The organism is Nocardioides sp., assembly GCA_037045645.1.
Taxonomy (GTDB): domain Bacteria; phylum Actinomycetota; class Actinomycetes; order Propionibacteriales; family Nocardioidaceae; genus Nocardioides.
On sequence record JBAOIH010000011.1, the window covers coordinates 26,804 to 50,783 of the forward strand.

Below are 23,980 nucleotides of genomic sequence, written 5' to 3' on the forward strand. Positions count from 1 at the left end.
AAATGAATGATCTGCTGACTTCCACACATCTCACCGGTCTCGTCACCGGCTGCCTACATCATCGCGGGCCTGCTCTTCATCGCCGCGCTGGCTGGGCTGAGCAAGCACGAGACCGCCAAGGCGGGCAACCTCGCCGGCATGATCGGCATGGCGATCGCGCTGATCGGCACGCTGCTGCTGGCCGGCCAGAAGGCCGAACTCGACGGCGAGCGTTCGTTCTTCATCACCTTGATCATGATCGCCGTCGCGATGGCGGCCGGTGCGTGTCATCGGGGCCTGGAAGGCGCGCACCGTCGAGATGACCGGCATGCCCGAGCTGATCGCGATGCTGCACAGCTTCGTCGGTCTCGCTGCGGTGCTGGTGGGCTTCAACTCGTACTTCGAATCGCAGGAGATCGCGCATCGCAACGGCGTTCACGACCTCGAGGTCTTCATCGGCGTCTTCATCGGTGCGCTGACGTTGACCGGCTCGATCGTGGCCTACCTGAAGCTGAGCGCGAAGATGAAGTCCGCGCCGCTGATGCTGCCGGGTCGGCACTGGCTCAACCTGGCGATCGTGCTCGTGTCTGCGGCGCTGTGCGTGTGGTTCCGCGTCACCGAGAGCGACCTAGCGGTCGTACCCGCTGTTGGCGATGACCGTGCTGGCGCTGATCCTCGGCTTCCACATGGTCTCCGCCATCGGTGGCGGCGACATGCCGGTCGTGGTGTCGATGCTGAACTCGTACTCCGGCTGGGCCGCAGCCGCCGCGGGCTTCATGCTCTGCAACGACCTGCTGATCATCACCGGGTCGCTGGTCGGGTCGTCCGGTGCGATCTTGTCCTACATCATGTGCAAGGCGATGAACCGCTCGTTCATCAACGTGATCGCGGGCGGTTTCGGCGCGGACACGTCCGGTGGGGGCGAGGACCGCGACTACGGCGAGCACCGCGAGATCCAGGCCGACGCTGCGGCCGAACTTGCTCGCCGACGCCAACTCGGTGGTGATCACGCCCGGTTACGGCATGGCGACCGCGCAGGCGCAGTACGCCGTGGCCGACCTGACCTCGAAGCTGCGCGCGCGCGGGGTCGAACGTACGCTTCGGCATCCACCCGGTCGCCGGGCGACTGCCCGGGCACATGAACGTGCTGCTCGCCGAGGCCAAGGTGCCCTACGACATCGTGCTGGAGATGGACGAGATCAACGAGGATCTCTCCGACACCGACGTCGTGCTCGTGATCGGCGCCAACGACACCGTCAACCCGGCGGCGTTGGAGGAGCCCAACTCCCCCATCGCCGGCATGCCGGTGCTGGAGGTGTGGCACGCGCGCGACGTGATCGTCTTCAAGCGTTCGATGGCGACTGGCTATGCCGGGGTGCAGAACCCGCTGTTCTTCAAGGACAACACCCAGATGCTGTTCGGTGACGCGAAGGACCGTGTGGAGGACATCATCAAGTCGTTGCCCTGAGTGACCGGGCGGATCTCGGGGTAGTGCCTGACGCGTGATCCAAAGTTCGGTGGCTTCACTTGCAGCAGGTTTCGAAGCCGCCAAACGTTACGGGCCCGAACCGGGGACGAACTCGTCGTCGTACTGGTCGACCTTCCACTGCGACCCTTCGCGCACGAGATGCGCAGTGAAGGTGATGTCGCCCGGAATGTCGCGGACCATAGTGCGGTCCTTTTGTACGAGCGCGGAGTTCAGCCAGATGGTCGCCGTTCCGGAGACGGTTGCTTCGGCCCCGTCGACAACCACTCTGGTTGTCTTGAAGTTGTCCACACCTCCGGTGAAAACGTAGTCGCCTGTTATAGACGGGTCGGCGGCGGGAGACCCGGGTGCACCGTCTCGCAGGGTCAGTCCCTTGTAGCGTCCGGGCTGCCCGCCGTCGACTTCGAGGAAGTGGTCGAGTTGGGCACCGGCAAAGTAGGTGCGCAGCCGCTTCTGGCTCGCGGCCTGCATCGCCTGGATGCGACCCACGCTTAGTTGACGGAGTTCGGGTCGCTTCCCCTTCGCGAGGTCGCCAGGAGCCTGAACGGCAGCGACGTTCGCGTCCGGGTTCGGGGACAGGGCGTCGATCGCTCCGATCTGCTGCATGGACTCCATGGCCAGTCTCGTGGCTTCGCGAACGGCCCCTGCTTCAGGCTGCGACTGGCAGGCAGAGACGAGCGCGAACGTCACGGCTACTGCGACGAACGACAGCTTGCCCCGGCGAAGTGCGCGGCGGGTCTGCCTCGAGGCAGTGAGGGGATTGCATTCCATCAGGACGCTCCGTCCGCGATCGCGACGATGTAGTAACTGGTGCTGGCCTTGTGAGGATTGAACACCCACAGGTCCCAGTTGGCGTGGTCGCGGTTCGACTTCTGGCCGTGCACCAGGGTTCCGGCGCGAGTTGCGCACGGATCAGGGTCGAGTGTGGAGAGCGAACTCCTCCACGACCTCATAGCGCGGCCTCCTGCGCGGGCCCTCACCCAGATGCGACTCGATCAGAGTGACGCGATCTGCACGCCAGGAGGGGCCTTCGTACGCCTCCAGCAGCCGGACCCAGTTGCTCATCTCGGTTGGTCGCCCTAACCGCGCCACTGTGAGGTGGGGCGCGAAGCGTCGACCGTCGACTTCGATGCCGGCAGTGGCGGCGGCCGTACGAGCCCCCGCCGCAGCCCGCTCCAGTTCGCTGCGCCCCGCGTCGTCGGTCTGTGCTCCCGCCCACAGCACGCGAGCGGACGCCGGGTCAGGGAACGCTCCCCCGCCGCTGATCCGAAGTTCGAAGGAAGTCCGCTTGGCCGCGGCGCGCTCCAGCCGGTCCACGAAGTCATCGGACTTGCCACCCGGCACCGCCGCGCAGAAGGCCAGCGTGAAGTGGAACTGCTCCGCAGGCGTCCAGCGAAACGATCCGGACTCTCGGCGTACGTCCAAGAACTCGTCGAGGTGCTCCACCGCCTCCTCGGGAGGCACGATCGCGACAAACATCCGGGCCACGGAGCCATCGTGCCATCCCGACAGGTGGCGGACCGATCAGTTCTTGGTGATGACGCCGTTCCACGCCGACGAGGCGCCCGAGTGCCCGGCCAGAATGACGGCTGTGAGCACGAAGGCGGCAGCGCCGATGCCCAGGACGATGGCCGGCCATGACCGGCCCTTGCCCGGGGCAGCCAGCCAGAAGATCACCGCGCCAACCGCGCCGAGCATGACGTACGTCGAGATCGCCGCCAGGTCCCCACGTGCGGCGTGATCGAAGCCCGGTTCGCCCACCCGGTGCTCCAGCGCTTCGCCGCTCTGGGTGGCGACGAAGGCGCTGATCGCCGCGATGGTGCTCAGGCCGAGCAGGGGCCACTGCAGACCGCGCTGCCAGGCGGGCTTGAGGACGTACGTCACCAGCAGCAGCGCTGCCAGCGGCGCCAGCACCACCACCGCGTGGACGACGAGTGGGTGGACGGGCAGGCCTGCGATCGAGTCGAACATATGCGGATCCGTTCAGTGAAGGTCGTTGCCGTGTCGGCAACCTACGTCCAGGGTGGTTGCGCAACCTGTGAACAGGCTGTGAGCAGGTGCTAGCCCAACTGTGAGCCGACCAGATCGCCGACCAAATAGGTGATCCCCATCGCGAGGAGCCCGCCGGCCACATTGCGTACGACAGCCGGAACCCACGGCGCCAGACCGAGACGAGCGCTGACGTAGCCCGTGAGGGCGAGCGCCGCCGCGACGCTCGACACCGTGGCGATCAGTCGGGCAGAGGAGGGAGTGAATGCCACGATCAGCAACGGGAGCAGCGCCCCGAGAGTGAAGGCGATCATGGAGGCCCAGGCGGCATGCCAGGGGTTCACCAACTCGTTGGGATTGATGCCGAACTCGAGTTCGGCGTGCGCGGCCAAGGCATCGTGTGCAGTGAGTTGCTCGGCGACCTTCTCGGCTAGCTCGGGCTCCAGACCCTTCTTCTCATACATCTTGGCCAGTTCGGCCAGTTCCGTCTCCGGCATCCGCCGCAACTCTTCGGCTTCGAGGGCGAGGACCGCCTTCTCGGAGTCGCGCTGCGTGCTCACCGAGACGTACTCCCCCGCAGCCATGCTGATCGCCCCGGCGACCAGTGCCGCAGTGCCGGCGACCAGAATCGCGTTGTGGTCGGTGGTCGCTCCGGCGACACCCATCACCACACCGGCGGTCGACACGATGCCGTCGTTCGCGCCGAGGACCGCGGCTCGCAGCCAGTTGAGTCGGCCGCCCTCGCTGGGATCGACCTCGTCGTGCCAGTGGGCGGGCTGTTCGTCGGTGCCGATGTGCGGTTGGCTCACTCGCTGATCCAAACTCGGTCCGAGGGTCGGCGCAACGAAGGTGAGGCTTGCCTGTCGCTTGCGTTCAGTCACTAGATTTCAGTACGTGGACGAGCGCGGCTGGGACGTCATCAAAAGCATCCAGGTCTTCCTCGACGAGGCGATAGACGAGGTGCGCCAGCGTGGCGACGAGAGTGGCCCTTGGCTCATCGATGAACTGACCTCGCATCTAGGCACCGACGCGTCGAAACTGCCGGTCACACGGATGGAGGTGCCCGGGCATCAGTTCGTGAATCTGGACATCGCGATGCAGGCCCTCGTCGAGCAGCACGGCGGCGGCTCCGTACTCGGTGTCGGCGGCGGGGATAGACGCCACCACTCGTCCTTCGGTGACCTGCTGCAACGCAACTGGAGGGTGCCGATCGGCTCGGTCGACCGCGATCGCGTCGACACCGGGCCCGACTCCTCCCGCGACGCGGTGACGTTCGGCATCCACCTGTTCTCCTACGACGGCGTGCCGGTCGCGGCACTGCAGAAGCGCCGCAAGGAGCAGTACGACGGCGCCAACGGCCTGGAGATCCTGGCTGCGGACGACGTGGTCGAGGCCCTGCTCGCCGACCTGCGCCGGATGATGCTGGAGAAGTCGGTCTTCCGCGGCCAGGTGTTGAGTTTCGGCAATGCGGACCCGATGTATCACCGGGGCTCTGGCGGCATCGTCTTTCTGCCGCGCCCCGCGATCAGCGCTCACGATCTGGTCTTGCCCGAAGGCGCGGCGCACCGGATCGAGCGACACGTGGCCGGACCTGCCCGCCACCGCGAGCGCCTGCGGGCGGCCGGGCAGCACCTCAAACGTGGGCTGCTGCTGTACGGCCCCCCGGGCACAGGCAAGACCCATTCGGTGCGGTATCTGCTCTCACAATTGCCGGACGTCACGGCCGTCGTACTCGCCGGAAACTCCCTTGGACTGATCTCGGAAGCAACCGAACTCGCCCAGGCACTCGAGCCCGCGATCGTGGTGATGGAGGACATCGATTTGATCGCCGAGCACCGCGAGTATCACGGGCCGCAGCCGCTGCTCTACACGCTGCTCGACGCGATGGATGGCCTCAACGCGGAGGCCGATGTGGCGTTCGTACTCACCACCAACCGCGCCGATCTGCTGGAGGAGGCGTTGTCGCAGCGGCCCGGGCGCGTTGACCTGGCACTGGAGGTGCCGCTGCCGGATGCGGCGGCGCGCTCGAAGTTGCTGCGTCTGTATGCCGGGTCGCTCGGGCTGTCGGACGAGGCGATCGAGTCGGCGGCGAAGCGTACGAACTGCGTCACCGCGTCGTTCTTCAAGGAACTCGCGCGGCGCGCGGTCCTGGTCTCGGCCGACACCTCACGTGAGATGTCGGATGCGCTGTTCGGCGAGGTGCTCGACGAGATGCTCGGGGACAGCGAGGCGTTGACCCGGTCGTTGCTCGGCTCGACGGGGCCGGGCTCGGGCGGGATGGGTTCACGAGGTCGATCGGCCGGACCGTCCGGCTTCGGCACCATCTGACCTGTCGCATCTGCTCTTCGCGAACCCGCCGAGCTGTCGCATCTGCTCCGCGCGAACCCGCCGAGCTGTCGCATCTGCTTCAGTTATGCACAGGCGCCGAAGCAAACGCGACAGGTCGAGGCCCTCCGCCGAAGCAAACGCGACAGGTCGACTACAAGCCGAGTTGAAGCGGGCCCCTTCACCTCCACTCGTCAGTCACACCCGGCTACGCCGGGGCTCCCTCCTCGCTCCGGCTCAGAGACCCACCTGATCGGGCCCCTTCACCTCCACTCGTCAGTCACACCCGGCTACGCCGGGGCTCCCTCCTCGCTCCGGCTCAGAGACCCACCTGATCGGGCCCCTTCACCTCCACTCGTCAGTCACACCCGGCTACGCCGGGGCTCCCTCCTCGCTCCGGCTCAGAGACCCAGGTCCCGCGCGATCAGCATCTTCATGATCTCGTTCGAACCCGCCCAGATCTTGGTGACGCGGGCGTCGCGCCAGGCGCGGGCCACGCGGTACTCGTTCATGTAGCCGTAGCCACCGTAGATCTGTACGCAGTGGTCGAGCACGTCGTTTTGCACCTGCGACGTCCACCACTTCGCCTTGGCCGCGTCGACCGCGGTCAACTCTCCGGCAGCGTGCGCGATGACGCACTGGTCGACGTACGCCTGACGTGACCTCGACACGGGTGGTCAGGTCGGCCAGCAGGAACTGGGTGTTCTGGAAGGCGCCGATCGGGTACGCCGAACGCGGTGCGGTCCTTGGCGTACTGCGATCGTCTCCTTCAAGGATCTGCGGCCGCGTGCGCGAGGTTGGTGACCGCCGAGCCGAGCCGTTCCTGAGGCAGGAACTGCATCATCGAGATGAAGCCGGTGTCGAGCGGGCCGATCAGGTCGGCGTTGGACACGCGTACGTTCTCGAACGACAACTCGGCCGTGTCGGACTCGTCCTGGCCGACCTTGTCGAGCACGCGACCGACCGAGAAGCCGGGCAGTGTGGTGTCGACGCCGAAGAGCGAGATGCCCTTGGCCTTCTTCTCCGGCGACGTGCGCGCCGCGACGATCGACCAGGTCGCGCTGAACCGCCGTTGGTGATGAAGGTCTTGGAGCCGTTGATGATCCAGTCGTCGCCATCGCGTACGGCAGTGGTCTTGAGGTTGGCGAGGTCGGAGCCACCCGACGGGCTCGGTCATGCCGATCGCGGTGACGAGTCTCGCCGGTGGCGAACTTGGGCAGCCAGCGCTGCTTCTGCTCCTCGTTGGTCAGGTGCACGAGGTACGGCGCGCATGATGTCGGCGTGGATGCCCAGGCACGACGGCAACGTCATGTTGACCTTGGCGAGTTCCTCGGTGAGCACCGCGTTGAAGCGGTAGTCGCCGGCCTCGGCGCCGCCGAACTCCTCCGGAATCTCCAGGCCGAGCAGACCCGCCTCGCCCGCATCGAGCCAGAACTGCCGGTCGAGGCCGTGATTCTCGGCGTACTTCTCCAAGTTGGGGACGACCTTGCGGTCGCAGGAACTCCTTGACGGAGGCGCGGTACGCCTCGTGGTCCTCGTCGTAGATCTCGCGCTTCATGCCATCGATCCTACTGCTGGGTAACCGGTTCGCGTGACCCGATGCGTACGCCCGCTGTCGGCGCCGTGGCAACCCGCGCTTTGTCCGCGTGCGGCGGGGCGATGGGGTCTCGACTCAGCTCGACCGACCCGACGGCCCGCTCGGCACCTTCCCCCGCCCTGGCTGGGCACCCGACTGCGGCCGATCATGCCCAACGGGTACGGCGAGATCCGCCCCACGCCCCCGGCGCTGCGCGTGCCTTTGCGCCCGCTCGGCGGATTTCACGCGTGCGTTCGCGCCCGCTCGGCGGATTTCACGCGTGCGTTCGCGCCCGCTCGGCGGGTTTCTACGTAGTCACCTACGGACGACGTCTCGCCAGGACGGCCATAGCGTCGACGCGTGGTCGTTCACGATGCCAACACCTCACCCGCAGCGGGACCTTCGCGCGGCGCGCTGGTCAGTTTGCGCGTCCCGACACCCAGAATCGACCCCAGCGCGGAGGTCTTGGGCTCCTACCGTCCCTCCATCGGGTGCGTGATCCCGGCCTACAACGAGGCTGACTCGATCACTCAGGTCCTCGAATCGCTGCTGAACCAGACCCGCCTGCCGGACGCGATCCACGTGGTGGTCAACAACTCCACCGACGATTCGGTCGAGGTGGCGCGGCGTTATGCCGGACTGCACGTACGCGAGGTTGACGGGGTCGACGAGTTCACCGAGGTCTACATCCACGACATCGGGGACAACCCCGACAAGAAGGTCGGTGCGCTCAACTACGGCTTCCGCCTCGTTGACGGCGTCGACTACTTCCTCGGTGTGGACGGCGACACCGTGGCGGAGCCGGATGCCATCGAGCACCTGCTCACCGAGATCGAAAGCGACCACCGCATCGGTGGTATCTCGGCGATCTACGACATCGACGACCGCCACATCAAGGGCGCGGTGGCCCGCTTCCTGATCGCCGGTCAGCGCCAGCAGTTCGCGTCCTTCAACATGCAGAACCTGCTGCGTGGCAGGCAGATGGCCGTCCTCGGTGGGCAGTACTCGATCTTTCGCATGTCGGCACTGCAACGGGTGATGGAGGAAACCCACCAACAGCACCCGTGGGTCCGTGACAGCGAGATCGAGGACTCACTGCTGTCACTGCAGATCCGCAGCGCCGGGTTCCTGACCAAGATCAGCGCACATGCTCGCGCCCACGTCGGCGGCATGCTGACGTTGAAGTCGCTCGACGCCCAGCAGGTCAAGTGGAACGCCGGCGCCATCGACTTGATGTGGCCCGGCCAGCGTGGCGACACCCGCGGCCAACCGCTGCACCCCAACCTGCGGCTGCGCTGGTTCGAGAACTTCGCGATGCTGCTCAACACCTACACCCGATTCTCCCTGGTGGTGTTGTTCATCTGCTCGATGCTGATGGACGCTTTCGTCTTCAGTTGGGTCTGGCTGACCCCGCCGCTGATCGCGACTCTGCTCAACCTGCGGATCGCGCATTCGATGAAGGCCCGCACGTGGCGCGACTACGCGTTCGCGTTGTTGTGGTTCCCGGCCGAGATCTACATCTGGGCCCGGATCGGGCATTTCGTACGCGCGTGGGCGAAGTTCTTGTCTCGCTCCGACGCCGACAACTGGGCCTTGCAGTCACAAGCCGAACGAGGCCGCGGTTCGCACGCCTACTTGGCGCCGTACGGGATCGCACTCGTCAGCGCGGCTGCGCTGATCTTGATCTTCTTGCAGTTGCCGGAGTCCTGGCGGATCGTCGCGCTCTATGTCGGCTGGATCTCGCTGGCGATTCTCACGATCGCGCAGAGCAGTTGGCTGTTCTTGAAGTGCCTGCGCAACTACCGCGGCTACCAGGTCTAGCCGGCCATGAGACGCAATCCGAAGCCACGAGGGGAGTCCACGATGACCGGTACCCATCCATTGCGGATCCTGGTTGGGCTGCTGGCCGCCGTCCTGCTCACGACGGCCTGCACGCCCGCCACCGGGACCGATCCACAAACCACCCAGACGCCGGAGCCGCAGCCCTTCGTACGCGAGGCTCCGTTCGGGTCGGAGTTCTCCCGCGACGGCACCCTGCAATCGCACATCCGGATCAACGGCATCGACTTCGTCTACACGGTCTGGTCGGCCAAGGCGACGCCACGGATGCAGGAGTGGTACCCCAAGGGCGACAAGTTCTTCTCGTTCTCCTTCCAGGCCTACGACACCCGCCGGCGCCTGAGAGACCCCTTCGCGACCAAGCGACTTGTGTGGTTGGAACGTACGCAGATCACGTCGAGCACCACGACCAAGTCAGGGACCGTGGAGTCGCCGTACGCCCTCGACGCGCGCGCCGAGGACATCACCTTCGATCCCGAACCTCGCACCCTGCGTCGGAGGGGGATGCTGATCACCTCGCCCAAGGGTGCCTTCGAGTTGCGCAACCAGGCGATCAAGGACATGGCCGACGACACCGAGGGCGTGACGCTGACCTTCCGGTTCACCGTGCACGTGCAGGCCAAGCCCGGATCGCGGCGCTATTTCAGGCGCGATGTGGTGCAGGAGTTGCCGATTGCGATCTTCTCCTCCGAGTACGCCACCCGTCCCCAACCTGTTCCCTACAACGCGACGTAGGTGCCGCCATGTTCAAGATCATCGCCCTCACCACCGCCGTACTCAGTGCCGTGTCGACGTGCAGTTCTCCGCAGGAGGAGAGCACACCGGCCCCGACCTCGGTGGTGCAACGGGTCCAAGACGTCCTCCCGAAGCCGGTCGCGGCCATGCGCCAAGAACAGTTCGCGCTGCTCTACGTCCGAGCCGATGCCCAAGCGTGTGCGAACGTCTGGGCCGCGGGCGTACGCCTGCCCGCGAACTATGAGTGGTGTTCGGACGACAAGGGAGAGCCCGTCGCCGGCGTCCGCATGGGGTCGTGCGAGGTCGTCGCGTTCGACAACCGGCTCTATGCCGTGCCGGGTACGCGGATCCGGCAGGTGCGCGGGGAGATCACCTCTGACCAGCGCTATCTGCGCGCCTTGACCACGTGCCCCTTGCGTGGCCGGGCGCAGGCTTCGGGAGGTGGCCATGAGTGATCCCACGGCCCACCGACTGCGCCGTGCGGTCGTGATCGACGACGATGACGACATCCGCGAATTGCACGGCCAGATCATGACGCAGAGCGGCTTCCAGCCGTTCCTTGCCAGCAACGCTGTGGACGGCCTGGCGATGGTGCGCGAACTCGACCCGATCGTCACCATCGTCGACGTGTCGATGCCCGGCATGGACGGCTTCGCCGCGGCTCGGCTGATTCGGGAGTTCAGCGACACCTACATCCTGATGGTCAGCGCACTGTCCGACGAGATCGACATCATCGAAGGCCTGTCGGCCGGGGCCGACGACTACCTGCGCAAGCCCTTTCGCCCACGGGAGTTGCGCGCGCGGGTCGAGGCGTTGCTGCGCCGACCTCGCGGATTCACCGAGCTGGCGGGCGAACCGAGTCCGCCGGCGCCGGCGCCGGCGGCGGTCGAGCCCGAGGTCACGAAGGCCGCTGTCCTGGTCGACCCGGTCGTGCACACCCCGACCGGTCATGACGAGGATCCCGTCGAGGTCGTCGTGGCAGACACCGGCGGGGACCAGGACGAGGAGGTCGTACGTTGTGGCTCGCTGGCCCTGAACACAACGCGGCAGGAAGTCAAGGTCGACGGCACCGAGATCGGGCTCAACCCCAGCGAGTACGCGCTCCTGGCGGCGCTGGTCGAGTCGGGCGGCCGGGTCCGCAGCACCGCCAACCTGGTGCTCTGCTTGCGAAACGAGGGCTATGTCACCGACTACCAGATCGACGAGAACGACCAGCGCACGGTCCGGGCACACATGTCCAACCTGCTGCGCAAACTCGGCGACACGGGGGTGACACCGAAGTGGGTGGAGAACGTACGCGGCGTCGGCTACCGCATGTGCATGTGAGCAGCAGAAGTGAGGCACAGATGAGATTCAAGGCAGCTCTGGCAGGCGTGACGGGACTGATGTCAGCACTCGCACTGACCGGACCGTACGCAGCCGCTGCACACACCACCGAGGTGCCGGGGTCGGGCCTCGGCGAGGTGGTGGGGCGCGCGATCGGCCTGGACGGCGAGGGCGCCGCCCGGGTCAAAGTGGCACTCTTCGACACCAACTGGACCTTCCTGCGCGATGCCACCACGACGGCGACCGGGCGCTTCTCCTTCGCTGGGCTGACTCCGGCCGGCTATCGCCTGCAGTTCTCCGACCAGGGGCCGCGCTGGCGCCTGGATGCCTTGATGACGGTCGACCGCTTCGTCAGCGTCACTGCGGACGCCACGACCGCCACCAGCATCCGGTTGCGCCGCGGCGCGTACGTCACCGGCCGGGTCGTGGCCGGCCCGCAACAACGCCCGGCGCGTGCGGTGACGGTGGTGGCCAGCGATGCCTCCGGGGTGTCGTACGAGGTGCGCGCGAACTCGCGCGGCGAGTTCGCGATGGGCGGGCTGCCGAAGGGAAAGGTCACCTTGTGGGGACGTGATCGCCGCGGGCGTTGGGTCGGGCGCGGACTGGACGTGCGATTGGAGCGGCCCGGGGCCGGGCCGGACGTACGCCTGCGACTGCCGGTGCGAGCCGGAGGCCTGCAGGGGTTCGTCTTCACCGGCACCAGCCTGCCCACGGAGTCGATGTGGGTGACCGCGGTCAGCAAGCGCACCGGCCAGTGGTGGAGTGCCCGGGCTCGGCGCGGTGACTTCTTGTTGCGTGGCCTGATGCCTGGTCGCTACACGTTGATCGTGCCGGGCACCGCGGGCTACCCGGGAGCCGAGGTGTCGCCTCGGGTACGCGTACGCGCCGGCAGGACTCGCCAGGTCGAGGTCAGGCTGTCGCCATTGCCGGGAACGTGACGGTGAACGTGGTGCCGACGCCCAGGCGCGAGGAGACGTCGATCTGACCGCCGAGGCGCTCCACGGTGCGCCGTACGATCGGCAAGCCCAATCCCGTCCCCGGACGTCGCAGCGCCTCGACGTTGGTCGAGCGGAAGAAGTCGGTGAAGAGTTTGCGCTGGTCGGCTTCGGAGATGCCGAGGCCTTCGTCGCGGCACTGCAAGCTCACCTGCTCTCCGTCGCGGCTCAGGCTCAGGTGCACGACGCCACCGGCATCGGAGTATTTCACCGCGTTGCTGACCAGGTTGTGCAGCGCGTCGAGCAGTGCTTGGGCATCACCCGACACCACAGTCGCCGCCTTGGGCACCTCGGATGTCAGCGCGATGCCGCGTCGGGTCGCCGCGGCGAGGTTGAGTTCCACCGCGTCTCGTACGGTCGAGTTGAGGTTGACCGGCACAAGGGGTGCGCCGGCCTCCTGCACCACCGAGGACAAGGTGCCCAGGTCGTTGAGCAGGCGCTCCAGCCGCAGGGTGCCGCGCGCGATCGCGTCCAACGCCGTCTCCTGACTTTGCAGGTGCGGCCCGTCCTGCAGGACCTCGACGTAGGACGACAACAAGGTCAGAGGGTTCTTGAGTTCGTGTGACACGGTGCGAGCAAACTCGTTGCGCAGCCGGTCGACCCGGCGAAGCTCCTCGATGAGTTCCTGCTCGCGATCCAGCGCGTGTGCCAGTTGCACCGCCCGTCCCAGGTCCTGACCCATGTCGGTGGCCGCGACGGACTCACCGCCGGTCCACCGCGACGACCCACGCGTGAAGAGCACGGCGCCGACGAACTCATCCGCGGCTCCGATCGGCAACACGATCATTGGACGGTTGGCCCGGGCCGCGACGTGAGCAGACAGAGCTGTGGCATCTGCCAAGGACAGGGACGGGTCGCCCCAGACCTCCTGGGATTCGACGATCAGCACCGCGCCCCACTCCCAACACCGCCGAGCGGACCGATCGATCACGGCAAGCAACGACTGGGGCAGATCGCCGATGTTCTCCGAGATCGTCTGGTTGTCGAGCCGGAAGACCAGTTCGTCCGCGCGCAGTCCTGCGGTGAGATAGGGCCGTGCGGCATCGAGGAAGGCACTGACTCCGCCGCGACTCGACAACCGGCGTACGGCCTCCCCCGCAGCGCTGAGCAGACGGGCGCGGTGTGCGAGTTCCTCACGTTCGAAGGCGGTCAGCAGGGCGCGCAGTGGCAGCGCCAGATCCGACGTCAGTTCACTGAGTTGGCGATCGGTGCGGCGCAGCCCGTCGAGAGGTTCATCGAGATAGAGGAAGCCACGCAGGTCGCCGCGGTCGTCTCGAATGCTTGCCACCAACATGTCCTCGGCTCGCCACCGGTGCACGTCGGATGAATCAGGAAGGTCCGGGATGTGCCCATACTCGGCGAGCAGTGCCTTGGCGTGCGAGGTCAGCCACTCGGTCGCCACGAAGGTGAAGTCGCCATAGATAGCGCCCAATCGCAGAGCCGGCGTCATCGCCGCGAGCGGGGAGGCCGTACCGAGCAGGGCCCGCCCGGTTGCTGCACTGCCCGCGATGGCCACGAACTCCAGCATCCCGTCGGCGCGCAGCACCTCGATGGCACAGACCGCGAAGCCGGTGCGAGCGCGGACATCCTCAGCGATCACCAGCAGCGCCTCGCGATCCGATGGCGCGCCCCAGGTGTTCGAGCGGGGCCTGGAACGTGGGCTGGCGTCCTGGTCCACGTCCTTGTCCTCCCTGCCGTTCGTACGGTGTCGGGTCCATCATGACTGCCAAGGTGGCCGGCGGCGGCACATGGACCAGGATCGACGGGATGCGAGTCTGGCGGCGCCGCGTGGGTGAGGTCACCCACCGGTGAGGTTTTATCGTTCCAAGCAGGTGCATGCTTGACTCGTTCGTCCGTCTCGGCGACCCCTGAGGAGTTCCACACATGCAGGTCTGGCCCGGCAACGCGTACCCCCTTGGCGCGACGTACGACGGCAGCGGCACCAACTTCGCGATCTTCAGCGAGGCGGCCGACAAGGTCGAGTTGTGCCTCTTCGACGAATCCGGGGAGGAGACGCGAGTCGAACTCACCGAGGTCGACGCGTACGTCTGGCACTGCTATCTGCCGCAGGTGCAGCCCGGGCAGCTCTACGGCTACCGCGTGCACGGACCGTACGAGCCCGAGCACGGCACCCGCTGCAATCCGAACAAGCTGCTGCTCGACCCGTACGCCAAAGCCACCAGCCGCGACATCGACTGGGACCAGTCACTCTTCGGCTACAACTTCGGCGACCCCGACAGCCGCAACGACGACGACTCGGCAGCGCACATGACGCTCGGTGTCGTGATCAACCCGTTCTTCGACTGGGAAGGCGACCGGCTGCCGGGCACGCCGTACAACGAGACCGTGATCTATGAGGCCCACGTCAAGGGTCTGACCAAGCTGCACCCCGACGTGCCCGAGGAGCACCGCGGGACGTACGCCGGCCTTGCCCACCCCAGCATCATCAGCCATCTCAAGAAGCTCGGTGTCACCGCGATCGAGCTGATGCCGGTGCACCAGTTCATCCAGGACTCGACGCTGCTCGACAAGGGGCTGCGCAACTACTGGGGATACAACACGCTGGCCTTCTTGGCGCCGCACGAGGACTACGCCGCGAACAAGGGCGGTCAGCAGGTCCAGGAGTTCAAATCGATGGTCAAGGCGATGCACGCCGCGGGCATCGAGGTGATCTTGGACGTGGTCTACAACCACACCGCCGAGGGCAACCACATGGGCCCGACGCTGTCGCTCAAGGGCATCGACAATGCGGCCTACTACCGCCTCGTCGAGGACGACAAGCGCTATTACATGGACTACACCGGCACCGGCAACAGCCTCAACGTCCGGCACCCGCACTCGGTGCAGCTGATCATGGACTCGCTGCGCTATTGGGTCACCGAGATGCACGTCGACGGCTTCCGGTTCGACCTGGCCGCGACCTTGGCGCGCGAGTTCTTCGACGTCGACAAGCTCTCCACCTTCTTCGAGCTCGTCCAGCAGGACCCGATCGTGTCGCAGGTCAAGCTGATCGCCGAGCCCTGGGACATCGGCCCGGGCGGCTATCAGGTCGGCAACTTCCCGCCGCTGTGGACCGAGTGGAACGGCAAGTACCGCGATTCCGTACGCGACTTCTGGCGCGGCGAGCCCACGCTGGGCGAGTTCGCGTCGCGGTTGGCCGGCTCGTCTGATCTGTACGAGCACAGTGGTCGCCGTCCCTTCGCGAGCATCAACTTCGTGACGGCACACGACGGCTTCACGCTGCGCGACCTGGTGTCGTACAACGAGAAGCACAACGAGGCCAACGGCGAGGACGGCAACGACGGCGAATCGCACAACCGCTCGTGGAACCACGGCGCCGAGGGCCCGACCGACGACCCCGCGATCCGCGAGTTGCGAGCGCGCGCACAACGCAACTTCATCGCCACTCTGCTGCTCAGCCAAGGCGTGCCGATGCTGCTGCACGGCGACGAGTTGGGGCGTACCCAAGACGGCAACAACAACACCTACGCCCAGGACTCCGAGATCTCGTGGGTGCACTGGGACGACGCCGACAAGCCGCTGATCGAGTTCACCTCGGCGGTGGCGGCGTTGCGCGCGGCGCATCCGACCTTCCAGCGCAAGCGCTTCTTCACCGGCGACTCGGTCCGTACGGGTGACGGCGAGCGACTCAACGACATCGTGTGGTTGGCCCTGGACGGCACTCCGATGACCGAGTGGAACAACGGCGGTCAGGCCGTCGGCATGTATCTCAACGGCCACGGAATCCCCGGCACCGACCGTACGGGGAACCCGATCACCGACGACCACTTCCTGCTCTACTTCAACGCCAGCGGCGACTCGGGCGAGGTCACGTTGCCACCGGTGGAGTACGCCGAGGGCTGGGACGTCGTGATCGACACCTCGGGAGCGGCGGTGGACAGTGCACCGCACGCAGCCGGTTCTTCACTTGCGCTGGCGGGGCGCTCGTTGATCGTGCTGCAGCAGCACTCGGGACCTGCCGAGGACGTCGACCACTCCGTCGCGGCATCTTTGGCGGCTGCGGCGCAGGCGCCGGTCGTCAAGCCCTGATCGCCATGCGGATCCCGGCAAGCACCTATCGCCTCCAGATCACCGACGACTTCGATCTTCTGGCCGCCGCGCGGACGTTGGCGTACCTGCACGACCTCGGCATCGACTGGGTCTATCTGTCGCCGCTGCTGGCGGCGGAGTCGGGGTCGTCGCATGGGTACGACGTCTCGGACCACTCGGCGATCGATCCGTCGCGTGGTCGTGGCTCAGGGCTGTCGGCGCTGTCGAGCGAGGCGCGGCGCCTCGGGATGGGCGTGCTCGTCGACATCGTGCCCAACCACGTCGGCATCGCGCGGCCGTACGAGAACCCGTGGTGGTGGCACGTGCTCACCCACGGGGAGTCCTCGGAGTACGCCTCGGCCTTCGACATCGACTGGGCTGCTGGCGATGGTCGGGTGCTGATCCCGGTGGTCGGCGACGACGATCTCCTCGATGACGGCCGGATCGCGAACCTGCGTGTCCTGGCGGGCGAGTTGCATTACCACGATCAGCGCTTCCCGCTGGCTCCCGACAGCGCTCCGCTCGGGCCGGACGAAGACGCCAACGCGGTGCACGCGCGACAGAATTACGAGTTGGTGTCGTGGCGACGTGCCGACACCGACCTCAACTATCGACGGTTCTTCTCGGTCAACACGTTGGCGGCGATCCGGGTCGAGGATCCGGAGTGGTTCGCGCGCTCTCACGAGGAGGTCGCGCGGTGGTTCTCCGAGGGGCTGGTCGACGGCCTGCGGATCGACCATCCGGACGGTCTTCGTGACCCGGGCGGGTATCTTCGCGATCTCGCCGACCTGACCGACGGGGCGTACGTCCTGGTCGAGAAGATCCTCGAGCCCGGCGAAGCGCTGCCTTCCGAGTGGGACACCGCAGGAACGACGGGGTACGACGCGCTGGCGCTGATCGACCGCGTGTTGACCGACCCTGCGGGCGAGGAGCCGCTTGGTGAGTTGGAGTCTCGACTGCGCGGATCGGTCTTGGACTGGCCGGCGCTGATCCACGGCACCAAGCGCGACGTCACCGACCACGTGCTGCGCGCGGAGGTCCGCCGGATCGTACGGGAGCTGGCGCCGCTGGTGGGCGATGGTTTCGCACCCCCGGTGGGTGCCGATGGTTTCGAGACGCTCACTTCGTCCGCTCCTCAACCACCGGACTCATCGGTGGTTGAGGAGGGCGCAGCCCCACCGGTGGTTGAGGAGGGCGAAGCCCGACCGGTGGTTGAGGAGGGCGAAGCCCGTCTCGAAACCACACAATCATCGGGTGCCGATGGTTTCGAGACGCTCACTTCGTTCGCTCCTCAACCAACGGACTCATCGGTGGTTGAGGAGGGCGCAGCCCCACCGGTGGTTGAGGAGGGCGCAGCCCGTCTCGAAACCACACCGCTCGAGGACGCGGTCGCCGAACTCCTCGCGTGCTTCCCGGTCTACCGCTCCTACCTCCCGCTGGGCCGAGAGCACCTGGAGGAGGCGTTCGCGCTGGCGCGGCAGCATCGGCCCGATCTCCACGCGACGCTCGACCTACTCGAACCCATCCTCGGCGACGGCGCCGCGGACGCGACGCAGAGGTTCCAGCAAACCTCCGGCATGGTGATGGCCAAGGGGGTCGAGGACTGCGCCTTCTATCGCACGTCCCGGCTGACCTCGCTGAACGAGGTCGGCGGCGACCCGTCGGTGTTCTCGCTCTCCGTCGACGACTTCCACACCGCGATGGCGCCCCGTCAAGCCGAGTGGCCGGCGGCGATGACAGCCGCCTCGACCCACGACACCAAGCGTGGTGAGGACGTCCGCGCTCGGATCGGCGTGCTCGCCGAGATCCCGCAGGCCTGGACCGCGGCAGTCGAACAAGTCCAGCAACTCGCCCCGATCCCGGACCCCAACTTCGCCAACCTGCTCTGGCAGGCCGTCGTGGGCGCCTGGTCGCACGATCCCGCCCTGCGCGAACGGCTCCATGCGTACGCCGAGAAGGCGATGCGCGAAGCGGGCGACCGGACGACCTGGACCGACCCCGACGAGGCGTACGAGTCGAGCGTGCACGCGGCCATCAACGCGGCTTTCGACAACGAGGCGGTTCGGGCGATCCTGGACGAGGTGCTCGACCAGATCGTCGACGCCGGCTGGTTCAACGCGCTCTCGGCCAAACTGCTGGGCCTGACGCTCCCCGGCGTACCCGACCTCTATCAGGGTTCCGAGCTCTGGGAGCAGTCGCTGGTCGACCCGGACAACCGGCGATCCGTCGACTTCGAGACCCGGGCCGAGGCACTGGCCGAGCTTGGCGTGCCCGTGCTCACCGGGGGGCTCGACGACCCCGGCCTGGCGAAGTTGCTCGTCGTCACGAAGACCCTGCAACTGCGCCGCGACGAGCCCGGCGCCTTCGAGTCGTACGCGCCGGTGCGCGCCAACGGCGAAGCGAGCGATCACGTGGTGGCGTACGACCGGGGCGGCGTCGTCGCGGTGGCGACCCGCCTGCCACTCGGCCTGGCGAAGCGCGGCGGTTGGGGCGAGACGACCCTGGAGTTGGCGCCGGGTCGGTGGCGAGACGAGTTCACGGGCGAGGTCTTCGCCAGCGACGGCGCGATTCCTCTCGCCAACGTGCTGTCCACGTTCCCGGTGGCGCTGTTGCGCCCGTTGCCCCACAGGTCACGCCAGCGTGGGACGTACGACGTGTGGGCGCCGCGTCCGGAGCGCGTACGCCTCCAACTCGGCGACGAGACCATCGAGATGAAGCGCGGCGCGGGCGACTGGTGGCATCCGACCGAAACGGTGGAGGAGCGCACCGGGGTCGACTACGGCTACCTCCTCGACGACGACGAGACGGTGCTGCCCAACCCGCGCAGCCGCTGGCAGCCCCACGGCGTGCACGGCCCGAGTCGTACGTTCGACCCCGACGCTTTCGCATGGACCGACCGGGCCTGGACCGGACGCCAACTCGCCGGCTCGGTGCTCTATGAGCTGCACTTGGGCACCTTCACCCCCGAGGGCACCCTCGATGCAGCGATCGAGAAGCTGCCGCACCTGCGCGACATCGGTGTCGACCTGATCGAACTGATGCCGGTCAACGCCTTCAACGGCGAGCACGGCTGGGGTTATGACGGCGTGCTCTGGGGTTGCGTACACGAGGCGTACGGCGGCCCGGCCGCCTACCAGCGTTTCGTCGACGCCGCCCACGCACACGGGCTCGGCGTGATCCAGGACGTAGTGCACAACCACATCGGGCCGTCGGGCAACTACCTGCCGCGCTTCGGTCCGTACGTCACCTCCGACAGCAACGACTGGGGTGACCGGATCAACCTCGACGAGGAGGGATCGGAAGAGGTACGCCGCTTCATCCTCGACTCGGTGACGTCATGGCTGCGCGACTTCCACGTCGACGGGCTGCGCCTGGATGCGATCCATGCCCTGGTCGACTCCTCCGAGACTCATCTGCTCGAAGAACTCTCCACCGAGGTCGGCGCACTGTCGGCACACCTGGGTCGGCCGCTGACGTTGATCGCCGAGAGTGACCTCAACGACCCGCTGCTGATCACGCCGCGTGAGGGTGGCGGCACCGGCATCGATGCCCAGTGGAGCGACGACTTCCATCACGCGTTGCACGTCGCCCTGACCGGCGAGACGGATGGCTATTACGCCGACTTCGCGCCGTTGTCGGCGCTGGCGAAGGTCTGCGAGCAAGGCTTCTTCCACGACGGCACGTACTCCTCCTTCCGCGGTCGTGACCACGGTGCGCCACTCGACGTCGCGCGGGTGCCGGGCTGGCGGCTCGTGGTGGCCAACAGCAACCACGACCAGGTCGGCAACCGGGCGCGCGGTGATCGGCCCGATCTCGACGTCGATCAGGCGCAGGTGGCGGCACTGCTGACGCTGGCGGGGCCGTTCACGCCGATGCTGTTCCAAGGTGAGGAGTGGGGTGCGACGACTCCGTTCGCCTTCTTCACCTCGCACCCCGAAGCAGACTTGGGCGAGGCCGTCTCGGCTGGACGGCTGCGCGAGTTCGCACGGATGGGCTGGGACCCCGACGAGGTGCTCGACCCGCAGGACCCGGCGACGTTCACGGCCTCGAAGCTGGACTGGAGCGAGACCTCCACCGAGCGGGGCGTTGCGTTGATGGAGTTCTATCGCTCGATGGCGCAGGTGCGGCGAACGTTGCCCGCGTTGACCGACCCCGACCTACGCAAGGTGCGGGCAATCGCGGACGAGGACGCGCGTACGTTCGTGCTGCACCGTGACTCGGCTTTCGGGTCGGTGGTCGTCGCGGTGAACTTCTCCACCGCGGAGCAGGTGATCGATCTCGGCGTGAACGGCGCGGAGTTGGTCGTACGCCTGGCCACCGCCAGCGGCGCGACCCTGAATGAAGGTGTCCTCACCCTGCCGCCACATGCCGGTGCGTTGCTGACTTCGCACTGAAAATGCCGAACGGCCGGTCCGGGCTGCACAAGGCAACCCGGACCGGCCGTTACGGTGTTCGATCAGGGTTTGATCAGGCGACGGTCGTGTTGAGGAACTTCGCCGGCACGCCGGTGGGCACGTTGCGATCGGTGGTGTAGGGGTACACCGTCGTCGAGAAGACGACCGGGCCCGCCGAGTCGAACTCGAAGTCCTGTCCGGCCGCAGCGGTCTTGGAACCGTTGGCGGGGACGCCCATCGCGGCCAGGCCGGTGGGCGGCGTGGACATCCGGATCTCGGTGCGACCCGGGCCGGGCTCGTAGCCGGGCTCGAACACGATCCCGAGGTTGGCAATGTTCTGGCCGAACGCCTTCATGCTGAGGATGGCCTTGTCGGACACGATCCGGACACGAATGCCGGCCGCCGCCGCGTTTCCGTTGTTCTTGAACGTGGCCGGCGGAACCGTCACCACAGTCGCGCTCTTGCGGGTCGGGGGCGCCGGGGTGGACGTCGCCAATGCAGGTGCGTTCTGGTCGGCGAGCGGAACAGAGGCGAAGGCGGTCGGAACACCACCGTTGCCCGCGGCGACGTTCACCGAGAAGTTCAGGGCCTTGGTCGAGTCAAGGTCGAAGTCGAGTCCCAGCGGCAGGTCGAACGACGCACCGGGAGCGATGTTGACCACGGCCGCGGAGATCGTGAGGGTGACCGACTCCGTGCCGACACCGGTCACGTCGACCAGGCCGGCGAAGTCAGCGTACGGCTGGCCGCCGATGCGGACGTCGGTGATGTTGCCGCGACCAGCCGCGCGAGAGCCCGGGTCCGTGGTCGAGATCGTCGCGATCAGGCCCTCAGCCGCAGCAAGGCCGGTGTTGGTGAACGTCGTGGTGTTGGGCGGGATGGACACAGTGCTGTCCAGCGGCACGCGGGTGGGGGTGCCCGCGGTCGAGGTCGACAGGTCGGGGGCGGGCGGGGGGGTACCTGCAAAAGCGGGGGCGGTCGAAGCCACCGCCACGACCGGCGCAGACCAAGCAGCCGTGCGGACCACCGTGCGTCGGTCCACTGCGGGACGCTTGTTCAAATCCATTTTTCTCCCTCTCAAGAAGTCGCCCGGGGGCGGGAACGTGACGAGGCTAACCTCATTCGAGCAAAATGAGAACAGGTTCCACCCATTGGTCAACCTTTGTTCAACACCGCCTGCGCCTTCGGCCGCATTTGCCGCGGTTCAGCCCAGTACTTCGTCCACCCATTGCGGCACAAGCGCGGTCGCTCGGCCTCGCCGCGACTGCCTGAAGTCGCCACTCGTTCCCGTCGCGTCGAGATTGAGCTCCAAGGTCGCCGCGCCAGCCCCCGCCGCGAAGTGCACGAAACCGGCCGCTGGATAGACCTGCGCGCTCGTCCCGATCGCCACGAAGAGGTCACAGGTGTCGAGGCGTTCGAAGATGTCGTCCATCGCCAACGGCATCTCACCGAACCAGACCACATCGGGTCGCAGCAACGTACGACTGCAACTCGGGCACCCGGGACGGTGTCCCAATGCGCCCTCCCATTCATGCCGGGCTCCGCAACCAGCGCAGCGAGCGCTGCGCAACTGGCCGTGCATGTGGTGCACCTGCGGCGAGCCGCCACGCTCGTGAAGATCGTCGACGTTCTGGGTGACGAGGTAGAGATCGTCTTGCAGGGCCTGGCCGAGCCGAGCCAGCGCACGATGCGCGTCGTTGGGCTCGACCCGCTTGAGGGCCGCCCGGCGTTCGTCATAGAACCGTTGCACCAGGTCGGGGTCCTGGGCGTACGCCTGCGGGGTCGCGACCACCGCAGGGTCGTAGCCCTCCCATAACCCATCCGCGTCGCGGAAGGTCGGCACCCCGCTCTCGGCGGAGATGCCGGCTCCGGTGAGGACGACGATGCGCATGTCAGCCCTTGAACGTGAAGTCGATGGTGAGTCCCTCGACCTTGGTCACGTCGACGTTGACCGGGGTCGTACCGCCGCTCGTCGTGACCTCACAGTCCTGATGCGCGCCGACCTCGCCGATCAACTCGCCGTCGCAGTGGCCGGTGACTCCGGTGTAGCCCTGCATCTCCAGGCTGCCGGCGATGGTGTCCACCACGGCGTCGGCGCCGAGGAACGGCAGTACGTCGAATCCACCCCGGGCATCTGTGGCCGTCGCCCGGACGCCGACCAACTTGCTGCCGTCGGTCGCCTCGCAGTCCGAGGTCGCGCCGGCTTGGCCGGCCAGGCCCTGGGGGCAGGTGACCTTCAGGCCCTTCTTCTGATATCTGGCCCTGACCTGTTTGGCGAGGCGGGTGGGCGACAGAAGCTTCTGGCGAGGCGGTTGTCTGCGATGTCTCCGGCCGCTGCGCATCCGCCCGGGGTTTGCCCTGGTCCTCGGCCGCGCAGCCGGAGAGCACCAGGGCGAACGCAGCGAACGCGCCGCAGAGTCGGATCGAAACCATGCCCAGACGTTAGGACATCGCACCTATTGCGCCATCTCGATGCCGGCTCGGATCGTCTCGGCACACAGCGCGGGGTCGTCGATCATCGGGCAGTGCCCCACGCCAGGGAGTACGACGTACGTCGCTGCGGGCATGAGTTGCTGGGCGGTAACGCCGTTGACCTCAGGAGGGAAGAGCCGGTCATGTTCGGACCAGGCCAAGGTGATCGGGCACGGCAACGGGTCAAGCGGCGCAACGCTCTCGGTGGTGTTCAGCATGTCTTCGGTGGCGGTGCAACCTTCGAGATCTTGGAGCATGCCGATGGCTTGGCGAGCCGTCAGTCGTTCACCATGCTCGGCCGCGATCCGCATGCCGAGGTGTCGTACGAACCCCAGCCGCATCGCCAGCGGCGCGACCGCAGAGAACCTGCGCGCGAGTGCCACCTTGCTGCGGATCTGCTCCGTGGCGATCGTCTTGTCGGCTGCGCCGGGGGTCCAGCAGCCCGCCGGCGAGAAGGCGCACACGCTCAACGCCCGGCCGCGCCGCGCCAGCTCGATGGCCATCCAGCCGCCCATCGAGTTGCCAGCGAGGTGTACGGCTCCAAGCCCGCGGTGGTCCAGCAGTTGTTCCACCTCATCGACGAGCCCGCTGAGCGTGACCGGCTGCGTACGCGGTCGGCCACCGCGGTGGCCGGTGGCCGTCGGGATGATCAGGTCGAACTCGGGCAGAAGCGGGGCGACGTCGTCCCACGCACGCGCCGAATGGGTGACTCCGTGCAGGAGCAGGAGCGGGGTCATGGCGGGCGAGTGTAGGGGGATTGACTGGGCGTACCCCGCCTTGCGGTTCTTGGTGGTGTCACCCAGTAGCACCAGCAAGC

General features: G+C 67.0%; 20 protein-coding genes and 1 pseudogene. 9 read left to right on the forward strand and 12 right to left on the reverse strand.

The genetic code is table 11. The features are described 5' to 3' along the window. The first annotated feature begins 27 nt into the window (after positions 1–27). Positions 28–1,447, forward strand: a pseudogene (gene pntB, locus V9G04_18150) (Re/Si-specific NAD(P)(+) transhydrogenase subunit beta). 87 nt (positions 1,448–1,534) lie between these two features. Here the strand turns inward: pntB and V9G04_18155 are convergent. The 4 genes from V9G04_18155 to V9G04_18170 all read right to left on the reverse strand — a co-directional run bounded on the left by V9G04_18155 (position 1,535) and on the right by V9G04_18170 (position 4,263). Then, positions 1,535–2,080, reverse strand: a complete 546-nt coding sequence (locus V9G04_18155; protein MEI2715154.1) for a hypothetical protein — start codon at positions 2,078–2,080, stop codon at positions 1,535–1,537. A 297-nt stretch (positions 2,081–2,377) separates the two neighbouring features. Then, positions 2,378–2,944, reverse strand: coding sequence for an RNA 2',3'-cyclic phosphodiesterase (gene thpR, locus V9G04_18160; protein ID MEI2715155.1), 567 nt, complete (start codon positions 2,942–2,944; stop codon positions 2,378–2,380). A gap of 45 nt (positions 2,945–2,989) precedes the next feature. Next, positions 2,990–3,436 (reverse strand): DUF2231 domain-containing protein, encoded by a 447-nt coding sequence (locus V9G04_18165; protein MEI2715156.1) that lies wholly within the window; start codon positions 3,434–3,436, stop codon positions 2,990–2,992. An 89-nt stretch (positions 3,437–3,525) separates the two neighbouring features. After that, complete coding sequence (locus tag V9G04_18170) at positions 3,526–4,263, reverse strand: VIT family protein (protein MEI2715157.1); 738 nt, start codon at positions 4,261–4,263, stop codon at positions 3,526–3,528. 85 nt (positions 4,264–4,348) lie between these two features. Between V9G04_18170 and V9G04_18175 the strand changes: the two genes are divergently transcribed. Continuing rightward, complete coding sequence (locus V9G04_18175) at positions 4,349–5,782, forward strand: ATP-binding protein (GenBank protein MEI2715158.1); 1,434 nt, start codon at positions 4,349–4,351, stop codon at positions 5,780–5,782. A 398-nt stretch (positions 5,783–6,180) separates the two neighbouring features. Here V9G04_18175 and V9G04_18180 read toward each other — a convergent pair whose 3' ends face one another. From V9G04_18180 to V9G04_18190, 3 genes are all read right to left on the reverse strand, one after another. Next, positions 6,181–6,450: an acyl-CoA dehydrogenase family protein gene (locus V9G04_18180; protein MEI2715159.1), complete on the reverse strand. Its 270-nt coding sequence runs from the start codon at positions 6,448–6,450 to the stop codon at positions 6,181–6,183. 98 nt (positions 6,451–6,548) lie between these two features. Continuing rightward, positions 6,549–6,887, reverse strand: a complete 339-nt coding sequence (locus V9G04_18185; GenBank protein ID MEI2715160.1) for an acyl-CoA dehydrogenase family protein — start codon at positions 6,885–6,887, stop codon at positions 6,549–6,551. A gap of 65 nt (positions 6,888–6,952) precedes the next feature. Next, positions 6,953–7,252: an acyl-CoA dehydrogenase family protein gene (locus V9G04_18190; protein MEI2715161.1), complete on the reverse strand. Its 300-nt coding sequence runs from the start codon at positions 7,250–7,252 to the stop codon at positions 6,953–6,955. Positions 7,253–7,715: 463 nt separating this feature from the next. Here V9G04_18190 and V9G04_18195 point away from each other — a divergent pair, with 463 nt between their 5' ends. From V9G04_18195 to V9G04_18215, 5 genes are read left to right on the forward strand one after another with little or no spacing between them, the layout of a single operon-like run. Further along, the gene (locus tag V9G04_18195) at positions 7,716–9,176 is read left to right on the forward strand and encodes a glycosyltransferase family 2 protein (protein MEI2715162.1); all 1,461 of its coding nucleotides are present in this window, start codon (positions 7,716–7,718) and stop codon (positions 9,174–9,176) included. A 42-nt stretch (positions 9,177–9,218) separates the two neighbouring features. Continuing rightward, entirely contained in the window at positions 9,219–9,929 is a 711-nt protein-coding gene (locus V9G04_18200) for a hypothetical protein (protein MEI2715163.1), read from the forward strand. An 8-nt stretch (positions 9,930–9,937) separates the two neighbouring features. Next, positions 9,938–10,384 (forward strand): hypothetical protein, encoded by a 447-nt coding sequence (locus V9G04_18205; protein ID MEI2715164.1) that lies wholly within the window; start codon positions 9,938–9,940, stop codon positions 10,382–10,384. Continuing rightward, the gene (locus tag V9G04_18210; GenBank protein MEI2715165.1) at positions 10,377–11,255 is read left to right on the forward strand and encodes a response regulator transcription factor; all 879 of its coding nucleotides are present in this window, start codon (positions 10,377–10,379) and stop codon (positions 11,253–11,255) included. Before V9G04_18205 ends, V9G04_18210 begins: the two co-directional genes overlap by 8 nt. 20 nt (positions 11,256–11,275) lie before the next feature. Beyond that, on the forward strand, positions 11,276–12,193 hold the full coding sequence (locus tag V9G04_18215) for a carboxypeptidase regulatory-like domain-containing protein (protein ID MEI2715166.1): 918 nt from the start codon (positions 11,276–11,278) through the stop codon (positions 12,191–12,193). On the opposite strand, the gene V9G04_18220 is transcribed toward V9G04_18215, so the two are convergent. After that, positions 12,165–13,850, reverse strand: coding sequence for a HAMP domain-containing sensor histidine kinase (locus V9G04_18220; protein ID MEI2715167.1), 1,686 nt, complete (start codon positions 13,848–13,850; stop codon positions 12,165–12,167). The two genes, V9G04_18215 and V9G04_18220, sit on opposite strands and share 29 nt — an antisense overlap. 284 nt (positions 13,851–14,134) lie before the next feature. Between V9G04_18220 and glgX the strand changes: the two genes are divergently transcribed. Together glgX and treZ are read left to right on the forward strand one after the other, a co-directional pair. Beyond that, complete coding sequence (gene glgX, locus V9G04_18225; GenBank protein ID MEI2715168.1) at positions 14,135–16,300, forward strand: glycogen debranching protein GlgX; 2,166 nt, start codon at positions 14,135–14,137, stop codon at positions 16,298–16,300. Positions 16,301–16,305: 5 nt separating this feature from the next. Continuing rightward, positions 16,306–20,694, forward strand: coding sequence for a malto-oligosyltrehalose trehalohydrolase (treZ, locus tag V9G04_18230; protein ID MEI2715169.1), 4,389 nt, complete (start codon positions 16,306–16,308; stop codon positions 20,692–20,694). Between the two features lie 73 nt (positions 20,695–20,767). Here the strand turns inward: treZ and V9G04_18235 are convergent, their stop codons facing one another. The 4 genes from V9G04_18235 to V9G04_18250 form a co-directional block, all read right to left on the reverse strand. After that, positions 20,768–21,733, reverse strand: coding sequence for a hypothetical protein (locus V9G04_18235; protein MEI2715170.1), 966 nt, complete (start codon positions 21,731–21,733; stop codon positions 20,768–20,770). A 162-nt stretch (positions 21,734–21,895) separates the two neighbouring features. After that, on the reverse strand, positions 21,896–22,582 hold the full coding sequence (locus tag V9G04_18240; protein MEI2715171.1) for an NAD-dependent deacylase: 687 nt from the start codon (positions 22,580–22,582) through the stop codon (positions 21,896–21,898). A 1-nt stretch (position 22,583) separates the two neighbouring features. Next, positions 22,584–23,033 carry a DUF4333 domain-containing protein gene (locus V9G04_18245; protein ID MEI2715172.1) on the reverse strand — a complete coding sequence of 150 codons (450 nt, stop codon included), beginning with the start codon at positions 23,031–23,033 and terminating at the stop codon, positions 22,584–22,586. Positions 23,034–23,147: 114 nt separating this feature from the next. Further along, positions 23,148–23,900 carry an alpha/beta hydrolase gene (locus V9G04_18250; protein ID MEI2715173.1) on the reverse strand — a complete coding sequence of 251 codons (753 nt, stop codon included), beginning with the start codon at positions 23,898–23,900 and terminating at the stop codon, positions 23,148–23,150. Between the last annotated feature and the right edge of the window lie 80 nt (positions 23,901–23,980).